A 1,515-nucleotide genomic window follows, 5' to 3' on the forward strand; every position below is an offset into this window, starting at 1 on the left:
CATGGGAGGAACCCTGCATCAATTTTCGCGAGGGTCGGTCTGATTCGCGGGCCGCGCGTCCGACAATCTCTTGGCCAGGTTATTTTCCACGGTTTTGCGGTCCGGCCTTTCAGGTCTGTATTTCGGCCGATTAGCGCAGACGACGCATGGACTCGCCGCTCAGCCTGTGAGCGTTATGAACAAGACGATCCAATATTGCGTCGGCATAGGTGGGGTCCGCGAAAAAGCCGGCTGCCGGTGAGCCCGGGATATCGCGTGACACGTTCGCGAAGATGGGCCGTGAAGGGATCGATCACCGCCTGACGCGGCTTGTGTGGTCGGTAGGCCGGAGCCTCGAGCCCGCGCGCAATGTATTTGCGCACCGTCTTGCGGTCGATCCCGGTCTCCCGTCTATCGCCGACACCGACAGGCCCTGCCGATGTAAATCCAGTATCATCATCATCTCCCCGATCTTGATCACCGTAATCCCTCTCCCGACCATATGGCATTGTCCAGCATCTGCTCGGCCAGCAGCTTCTTCAGCTTGGCGTTCTCCTCCTCTAAAGCCTTCAGCTTGCGGGCGTCGGAAACGTCCATGGCACCAAACTTGGCCTTGTATTTGTAGAAAGTCGCTTCAGAGATCCCGTGCTTGCGGCAGACATCAGCGGTCTTCATTCCCGCCTCCTGCTCCTTCAAAATCGCGATGACTTGTTCTTCCGTGAACCGTGAACGCTTCATTCGTCCGTCTCCTTGAGCGGGACGGATCTACCAAAAACTGGAGGAGCTTCAGGGTCTCAGGTCAAGATCCTTGGCGTGAGCCAACCGACAGCCTGGCGGATGGGTCAGGCACTGCGGCTGATGGCCGGAAAGGTCAGGCGAATACGGAGAAAGCGCCGGTCATGGCGATGGTGCTGCGGCCGACCGACGTCACGCCCGGGGCTCCGGCCGGTGGTTCAGGTAATTGCTCGCACGAGGGCGTGCGACTTGCCCAACACAACCAGCCACGCCCGAGAGCAATGCTTTTCGCTGTCGCCTGATCCGCGGCTCATTCCGGCAGGAGGGTGATGCGGCGGACAGTCTCTTCCTCAACGCGCTTTTTACTGTAGACGAGCGGCACATATTCACCTTTAGACCACGTTTCGGCGAGATCGCCGTAATGGACCGAGCGCGGGTCTCCGGACTGGCCGGGCGCGTTGATGCAGACGCTTTTGTCCCAGTCGCCGACATCCATGACGAGCCGAACGGACGCCCCTAAGTTGACGCCGAAATCGCTCATCCGGTAGCCGGCGAGCATGGTCGTCGAACGGCTACCGCCGAGCGGACGCGGCCCGACATTCCACTCCGTGACGTTCTCCGGCCTGATGCGGCTGGTAGCATGTTCGAAAATCGCCCGGTGCAAATTGCCCCATTGCCAGGCGAACGGATCGGCGCCGAGCCGCGCGCCGCAATCGGCAAAACCGGCTGAAAGCGTCGAAAGCAGCATGTCGTCGCGTTCGGCCTCGTCCCATCGGAGCCCGGGCTCGGCCAGAAGGGAGA

The 1,515-nt window shown here is 60.7% G+C and carries 1 protein-coding gene and 3 pseudogenes; all 4 read right to left on the bottom strand.

The annotated features are described in order from the left end of the window. Window positions 1–130: 130 nt before the first annotated feature. A pseudogene (locus tag EOC06_RS30905) lies at window positions 131–217 on the bottom strand (ATP-binding protein); the annotation flags it as partial. A 1-nt stretch (window position 218) separates the two neighbouring features. Further along, window positions 219–460: pseudogene (locus tag EOC06_RS43935) on the bottom strand (helix-turn-helix domain-containing protein); the annotation flags it as partial. Between the two features lie 26 nt (window positions 461–486). After that, window positions 487–717, bottom strand: a pseudogene (locus EOC06_RS30915) (transposase); the annotation flags it as partial. 307 nt (window positions 718–1,024) lie between these two features. Beyond that, on the bottom strand, window positions 1,025–1,515 hold a 491-nt coding region (locus EOC06_RS43940), incomplete at its 5' end, for a penicillin acylase family protein (protein WP_245470240.1).

Origin of the sequence: Mesorhizobium sp. M7A.F.Ca.MR.362.00.0.0, assembly GCF_004023175.1 — a bacterium.
Taxonomy (GTDB): Bacteria; Pseudomonadota; Alphaproteobacteria; order Rhizobiales; family Rhizobiaceae; genus Mesorhizobium.